This window comes from Thalassolituus marinus, assembly GCF_020320395.1.
GTDB classification, from domain to species: domain Bacteria; phylum Pseudomonadota; class Gammaproteobacteria; order Pseudomonadales; family Oceanobacteraceae; genus Venatoribacter; species Venatoribacter marinus.
On the sequence record NZ_JAEDAH010000097.1, the window covers coordinates 92,993 to 100,692 of the forward strand.

Consider the following 7,700-nt stretch of genomic DNA (forward strand, 5'->3'; position numbering starts at 1 on the left):
TCACCTGCTATTACTCCTCAATGCCTTCTTCAGATCCGTCTTCTTCAGACTCTTCAGCGTCACAGATACGCTCAACACCGACCAGTTTTTCTTTGCTGTCGACTTTAATCAGGGTAACACCCTGAGTATTACGGCCCAGCACAGAGACTTCATCAACCCGGGTACGTACCAGTGTTCCCTGATCGCTGATCAGCATCACTTCATCGCCATTGAATACCTGCACAGCGCCCACCAAAGCGCCGTTGCGGTCGTTAACCACCATAGCGATAACACCCTGAGTACCACGCCCTTTGGTCGGGAATTCGGTTACCTCGGTACGCTTACCGTAACCACGTTCTGAAGCCGTCAGAATCGTTCCGCCTTCTTCCGGTACGATCAGGGAAATAACGCGCTGATCGTCAGCCAGCTTGATACCACGCACACCCCGGGCACCACGTCCCATAGCACGCACGTCGGACTCTTTGAAGCGGACCGCTTTACCAGCGTCAGACATCATCAGGATATCCTTGGTACCATCGGTAATGGCCACACCGACCAGATGGTCACCATCGTCCAGCTCACATGCAATCAGACCGACGGATCGTGGACGGCTGAACTGATCGAGCGTCGTTTTCTTAACGGTCCCCTTTGCGGTAACCATAAAGACGTAGCGGTCATCGCGGTATTCATCAACCGGCAGAATAGCGGTAATACGTTCGCCTTCACTCAGATTGAGGACGTTAACAATCGGGCGCCCTTTGGCGTTACGACTAGCCTGTGGAATATCATAAACCGTCAGCCAGTAAACCTTACCGGCGTCGGTGAAGCACAGCACGGTATCGTGGCTGTTCACTACCAGCATACGCTCAATAAAATCTTCGTCTTTTACAGAGGCTGCAGACTTACCCTTACCACCACGACGCTGAGCCTGGTAAGTATCCATCGGCTGAGTTTTGGCATAGCCGCCATGTGAGAGAGTCAGAACCAGAGTTTCTTCCGGAATCAGATCGGCCATAGTCAGGTCGCGCTTCTGAGCAATAATTTCGGTCTTGCGCTCATCGCCGTATTCAGCACGCACCGCTTCAAGCTCTTCACGGATCACTTCCATCAAGCGCTCAGCACTGGCCAGAATCTCCAGATATTCTGCGATTTCAGTCAGCTTCAGCTGATACTCTTCAATCAGTTTTTCATGTTCCAGGCCCGTCAGTTTCTGCAGGCGCAGGTCCAGAATGGCCTGTGCCTGAACCGGTGACAGATGGTACATACCATTGCGGAAACCAAATTCTTCCGGCAAGTCATCCGGGCGACAGGCATCCTCACCCGCACGCTCGAGCATATCCAGCACATCGCCTGGCGCCCATGCGGTTGCAATCAGGCGTTCTTTGGCTTCAGCAGCGGTCGGAGACTTTTTAATCAGTTCAATGACCGGATCAATATTAGCCAGCGCCAGCGCCAGACCTTCAAGAATATGACCACGCTCGCGAGCCTTACGCAGATCGTAAATAGTACGACGGGTAACCACTTCACGACGGTGTTTAACGAAGGCTTCCAGCAACTGCTTAAGATTCAGGGTGCGCGGCTGACCATCCACCAGAGCGACGGTATTAATACCGAATACACCCTGCAACTGAGTCTGAGCAAACAGGTTATTCAGAACCACTTCTGGCATTTCGCCGCGACGCAGCTCAACCACGATACGCATACCGTCTTTATCAGACTCATCGCGCAGTTCAGTGATACCTTCGAGTTTCTTCTCTTTTACCAGCTCAGCAATCTTTTCGATCAGCCTTGCTTTGTTAACCTGGTAAGGAATCTCGGTGAAGATGATCGAGACCTTGCCGTTCTTCTCATCTTCTTCGAAATGATGGCGGGCACGCAGATAGATACGGCCGCGACCGGTACGGTAGGCCTCAACAATGCCATCACGACCATTGATGAAAGCCCCGGTCGGAAAATCCGGACCCGGGATGTATTCCATCAGCGCATCGACATCCAGCTCCGGATTGTCGATCAACGCCAGACAACCGGTCAGTACTTCAGTCAGGTTGTGCGGCGGAATGTTGGTCGCCATACCGACCGCAATACCTGAGGAACCATTGACCAGCAGGTTCGGTACACGGGTTGGCAACACTTCGGGAATCTGTTCGGTGCCATCGTAGTTAGGCACCCAGTCGACCGTTTCTTTATCGATATCAGCCAGCATATCGTGACTGATTTTTTCCATACGGATTTCTGTGTAACGCATAGCCGCGGCTGAGTCGCCATCCACAGAACCAAAGTTACCCTGACCATCGACCAGGGTGTAACGCATGGAGAAATCCTGCGCCATACGCACAATGGTGTCGTATACAGCGGAATCGCCGTGCGGGTGGTATTTACCGATTACGTCACCGACCACACGGGCAGATTTTTTGTAAGGCTTATTCCAGTCGTTACCGAGCACGTTCATGGCATGCAAAACCCGACGGTGAACTGGCTTCAGACCATCCCGCACGTCCGGTAGTGCACGCCCCACAATCACGCTCATAGCGTAATCGAGGTACGACTGCTGCAGCTCGTCTTCGATGTTAATAGGAAGAACTTCTTTGGCTAACTCACCCATAGATACTCGGCCTGTACTGTACGGATCACCCTGTTATGGTCATTTTGGGGTGACTCTGTCCTTGTGGTTGGTCGCCTGCCGTCGGCCTGATCAAAACACATACCAGGCCAGGACGGGGCTGCCAATAAAGTGCCGAATCATACCATAAATCAACAGGATACCTAGCGAGTGCAACGCTTACCCGGCGCTATTTCACCAAGACGCAGGAGATGTGGCGGTTTATAATGCACGCCTTACGTTCAGCTGAAGGATTGTTCTCAATGCAGGCAGATCTGAGGATCAACGCACGCTGGGTAATTCCCATGACCAACGAGGGTGCCAGCATCCTTGATCAGCATGCCGTTTTCGTGAAAGACGGGCGCATAGTGGCGATAGAACCACAGAGCGAAACCACACGAACCGCCAGCGAAATCCGCGACTTGCCAGATCACGCCCTGCTGCCCGGATACGTTAACGCTCATGGCCACGCCGCCATGTCACTGTTTCGCGGCATGGCCGATGACCTTGCACTAATGACGTGGCTGCAGGAGCACATCTGGCCCGCGGAAGGACAATGGGTTGACCAGGCCTTTGTGGCTGACGGCAGCCGCCTGGCAATCGCCGAAATGCTGAAATGCGGCACCACGACATTTGCCGATATGTATTTCTTTCCTGAAGGCACCGCCACATCCGTGCTTGAGTCGGGAATACGCAGCGTCTGCTTTACCCCAATCCTCGATTTTCCGACCAACTTCGCCCAGAACGCCGACGAGTACATACGCAAAGCACTGGCCGTTCACGACGCCCATAAGCACCACGATCTGCTGACCTTTGGCCTTGGGCCCCATGCCCCGTACACCGTCAGTGATGGCCCGTTACGCCAGATCACTACACTGGCCGACCAGCTGGACCTGCCGGTTCAGATTCACCTGCACGAAACCGCCTTTGAAGTGGCGCAATCCATCGAGCAGTTTGGTTGCCGCCCCAGCCGTCGATTGGCAGACCTGGGCTTTCTTACCGAGCGCGTGAGCTGTGTCCACATGACGCAAATCAACGACGAAGATACTGCCATCCTGCAGCACAGCGGATCGTCTGTCGTACACTGCCCGGAATCAAACCTTAAGCTGGCCAGCGGTTTCTGCCCGTCTCATGCGCTGACCAGTGCCGGCATCAACGTTGCCATTGGCACAGACGGCGCCGCAAGCAACAATGACCTGAACATTCAGGGTGAAATGAAAACAGCCGCCATGCTGGCCAAAGCCGTTGCGGCTGACGCTGCCGCGATTCCCGCCAGTAAGGCCCTTCACATGGCAACACTTGGTGGCGCGAAAGCACTGGGCATTGATGATCAGACCGGCTCGATAGAAGCCGGCAAATGGGCTGACCTGCAAGCAGTCAATCTTAGTCAGCTGCCACAGCAGCCCGTATATGACCCGATATCACAACTGGTCTATACCGACAGCAGTCGCTACACCACGGATGTCTGGGTCGCCGGCCGCCAATTACTGAACAATGGTGAACTGACCACACTGGATGAAGATAAAATCCGTTTTAACGCCAACCAGTGGCTTAACCGAATTCGTGAGGCCTGAGGCCCACAGAGGAAACCAGAATGACAGATATTCAGGCAAACAACGTTGATCAGAGCGAAATTGCCAAGTTTGAAGCCCTCGCCTCCCGTTGGTGGGACATGGAAAGCGAATTCAAACCACTGCATGACATCAACCCTCTGCGCACCAACTATATCGATAGTCTGGCGCCACTGGCAGGTAAAAAAGTGCTCGATGTTGGCTGCGGAGGTGGCATTCTGAGTGAGGCCATGGCCCAGCGCGGCGCGGATGTGACTGGCATCGATATGGGCGAAGCTAACCTCACCACCGCCAAACTGCATGCTCTGGAAAGCGGCGTAAAAGTTGACTACCAGTGCATCGCCGTCGAAACACTGGCAGCACAACAACCGGAAAGCTTTGACGTAGTCACCTGCCTCGAAATGCTGGAGCACGTGCCAGACCCGGCCTCCATCATCCGCGCTTGCCATAAGCTGGTAAAACCCGGTGGCCAGGTGTTCTTTTCAACCATTAACCGCAGCCCCAAGTCCTACGCCTTCGCCATTATTGGTGCTGAGTACGTTCTTCGTCTGGTGCCGACCGGAACCCACGATTACCACAAGTTTATTAAACCCAGCGAGCTGACACGCTGGTGCCGTGAAGCCGGACTGCGGGCCGAAGATATGACCGGCATGGTCTACAACCCAATCACCAAGGTGTACAGCCTGAAAGATCAGGATGTCAGCGTTAACTATCTGATGGCGACGCGTAAGGCCGTATGAGCAGCGTAATTCCTGCCGCGATTCTGTTCGACCTTGATGGCACCCTGGCCGATACGGCCCCAGACTTCTTTGACGTCGTCAACGGGCTACGCGAGCAAAGCGGCCTGCCCAGGCTGAGCAATGAAACCATCCGCGAGCAGGTCAGCAACGGCGGCGCAGCCCTCACCCGCCTGACCTGGGAAATCAACGATGACCATCCGCAATTCCCGCAGCGCCGCCAGCAACTGCTGGATCAGTATGAGCAGGTGGTTGGCTTCAGCGGAAAACTGTTCGAAGGCTTTGATGAACTGCTGAAACGACTCGGCTTGCTCGGCATCAGCTGGGGCGTTGTGACCAACAAACCACGCCTGTATACCGATCTGTTTCTGCATCGCCAGGGCATCAACAGTCCAGTCGTGATTTGCCCGGAAGATGTCGCCAATCGCAAACCAGCACCAGATGCGCTGCTGAAAGCTGCCGAACACCTGAACACTGAAGCCAGCCTGTGCTGGTACGTGGGCGATCACATACGCGATATCGAAGCAGCAAAGGCTGCAGGCATGACCAGCATTGCTGCCTGCTATGGCTATATCGAGACACACGACAACCCGGATAACTGGCAGGCCGATTACCAGATTCATTCAGCGAATGATCTGCTGAGCCTGATTCAATGAACCATCAGCGGCAAGAGCGGCAAACAGAAATTGCCGCCGTTGCCGTTTAACTGACGAGAAAACCGGCTGCGGGAGTCAGATCACCAGCCGCAAAGGTAAAAACATGAGCAACGAAGCAAAGATTCTTGATGGTCGCGTCATTTTAGTGACAGGCGCAGGCTATGGTATTGGTCGGACAGCAGCGCAAACCTACGCCCGCGCTGGCGCAACCGTCATTCTGCTTGGCCGTACTCAGGAAGCTCTGAACGACACCTACGACCTGATCGAAGCCGAAGGACTTCCGCAACCTGCGGTACTTCCCTTTGATCTGGAAGAAAAAGATGAAAGTCAGTACCAGCAACTGGCTCAGGTGATTGCCGACAACTTCGGCCGTTTGGATGGCGTACTGCTGAACGCCGGCGTGCTGGGTCAGCGCACCCCCCTGGACAACTACCACTGGGACACCTGGCAAAAGGTCATGCAGATTAACGTCAATGGCCAATTTGTACTGATGAAGCACCTGCTTCCATTGCTGAACGAAGCGCCAGATGCTGCCGTGATTTTTACCAGCAGCAGCGTTGGTCGTGAAGGCCGCGCATACTGGGGAGCCTATTCCGTCTCCAAATTTGCCACCGAAGGCCTGATGCAGGTCATGGCAGAAGAACTGGAAAACACCAGCAATGTGCGTGTATACAGCCTCAATCCTGGTGGTACCCGCACCTCAATGCGTGCCGCGGCCTACCCCGCAGAGAATCCCGCCAATGTACCGGAAGCGGAAAGCATCATGCCTGCCTACCTTTATCTGATGGGGCCAGATTCTGCCGCCCTGCATGGCCAGGCACTGGATGCACGCGCTCTGACTGGCGAACTTACCGCCTGACGGCTCCAGAGTGCCGGTCGACCGTCGTCCGGCTCTCGTATTTCAGCCATATTTTTGGCGAATGCAAAAAACATTCGTTCGTCAAATAGTCAACGATCCGCCGAAATTCCGCCCAAGAAAATCACAAATCATTGATTTAAAAGGACTTTTAGCAAACATCAAAACTGGCACAGAAATCGCTTTCTACCTCCCAAGAAGTTTTTTACCTGGACGAGGTAGATATGGTCAGTCCGTTACACAGCAACGGCGGTGCAGAATTACAGGATGATAAGGTCATCACCTCCTTTGGAGACCTGGCCGCTCGCCCGGATATCCGCCCGGAATTATTACTGAAGCTTTCTGGCAAGCTGCAGACGACCCTTGAGCTGTCCCAGCTGATGGAGATCTTCTTTAACGAAATCCAGAATGCGGTTCTGGTCGATGGCATCAGTTACTCACACACAGCCAGCAACCTGTTGATGAGTATCGGCCGCACCAGCGTGCACACGGCAAGTTATCGCCTGCAGTCCCACAAAGACTATATGGGTGATATTAACTTCCACCGCTCTACCCGCTTTCGTGAGCATGAACTGGCAAACCTTGAAGGTCTGCTCACGACACTGGTCTATCCGGTTCGCAATGCCTTACGTTACCACGAAGCGCTGGCGGCAGCTTTCCGCGACCCCCTGACCGGTGCCAGCAATCGGGTCGCCTTGGACAAAACCCTGAATCGTGAGATTGAGCTGTCAAAGCGTCATGGCCAGGAGTTGTCGATTCTCATGCTGGATCTCGATCACTTTAAACTGGTCAATGATGAATTTGGCCATAGCATGGGTGACAAAGTTCTGAAAGAAGCTGCGCTGTGTATGGCGAATTGCATTCGCCAGACTGATATGTGCTTCCGCTATGGTGGCGAGGAATTCCTGATCATGCTGTCGAATGCCGAAAGTGCCGGGGCACTGCGTATCGCCGAGCGTATTCGTCAGAGCATCGCCGCCCTGAAATTCGATAGTGAGAAAGGTCCCTTGCAAATTACCGCCAGCATTGGCTGTGCCACCATGTCGCTGGACGATTCAATGGAAACCCTGGTGCAGCGAGCGGATAAAAGCCTTTATCAGGCCAAGCATCTGGGCCGCAACCGGGTAATCGCCGATACTGACGATATCGGTCAGATAACCGGTAAATCGCACGTCCGCTGAATTGATGCTGCGGACATAAAAAAGCCGGTGAATACCGCACTGCTGTCCCACAAATTTTTATTTGAACTTTTGTGAAATATTCATAGCCCCTTGTCCTCATAGAGGGGCCTTACCCCTCTCG

General features: G+C 53.9%; 6 protein-coding genes. 5 read left to right on the plus strand and 1 reads right to left on the minus strand.

Annotation, left to right across the window (positions count from 1 at the left end; genetic code table 11):
- Nucleotides 1-10: 10 nt before the first annotated feature.
- Nucleotides 11-2,581 carry a DNA gyrase subunit A gene (gyrA, locus tag I9W95_RS15850; protein ID WP_225676626.1) on the minus strand — a complete coding sequence of 857 codons (2,571 nt, stop codon included), beginning with the start codon at nt 2,579-2,581 and terminating at the stop codon, nt 11-13.
- A gap of 260 nt (nt 2,582-2,841) precedes the next feature.
- Between gyrA and I9W95_RS15855 the strand changes: the two genes are divergently transcribed.
- The 5 genes from I9W95_RS15855 to I9W95_RS15875 all read left to right on the plus strand — a co-directional run bounded on the left by I9W95_RS15855 (nt 2,842) and on the right by I9W95_RS15875 (nt 7,579).
- On the plus strand, nt 2,842-4,152 hold the full coding sequence (locus I9W95_RS15855; RefSeq protein ID WP_225676628.1) for a TRZ/ATZ family hydrolase: 1,311 nt from the start codon (nt 2,842-2,844) through the stop codon (nt 4,150-4,152).
- A gap of 20 nt (nt 4,153-4,172) precedes the next feature.
- On the plus strand, nt 4,173-4,889 hold the full coding sequence (gene ubiG / locus I9W95_RS15860) for a bifunctional 2-polyprenyl-6-hydroxyphenol methylase/3-demethylubiquinol 3-O-methyltransferase UbiG (RefSeq protein WP_225676630.1): 717 nt from the start codon (nt 4,173-4,175) through the stop codon (nt 4,887-4,889).
- A complete protein-coding gene (locus I9W95_RS15865; RefSeq protein ID WP_225676632.1) occupies nt 4,886-5,542 on the plus strand; it encodes an HAD family hydrolase in 657 nt (218 codons plus the stop codon). The genes ubiG and I9W95_RS15865 overlap by 4 nt, the downstream gene beginning before the upstream one ends.
- Nucleotides 5,543-5,645: 103 nt before the next feature.
- Nucleotides 5,646-6,401, plus strand: a complete 756-nt coding sequence (locus I9W95_RS15870; RefSeq protein WP_225676634.1) for a YciK family oxidoreductase — start codon at nt 5,646-5,648, stop codon at nt 6,399-6,401.
- Nucleotides 6,402-6,622: 221 nt separating this feature from the next.
- A complete protein-coding gene (locus I9W95_RS15875) occupies nt 6,623-7,579 on the plus strand; it encodes a GGDEF domain-containing protein (RefSeq protein ID WP_225676635.1) in 957 nt (318 codons plus the stop codon).
- The last annotated feature ends 121 nt before the right edge of the window (nt 7,580-7,700 follow it).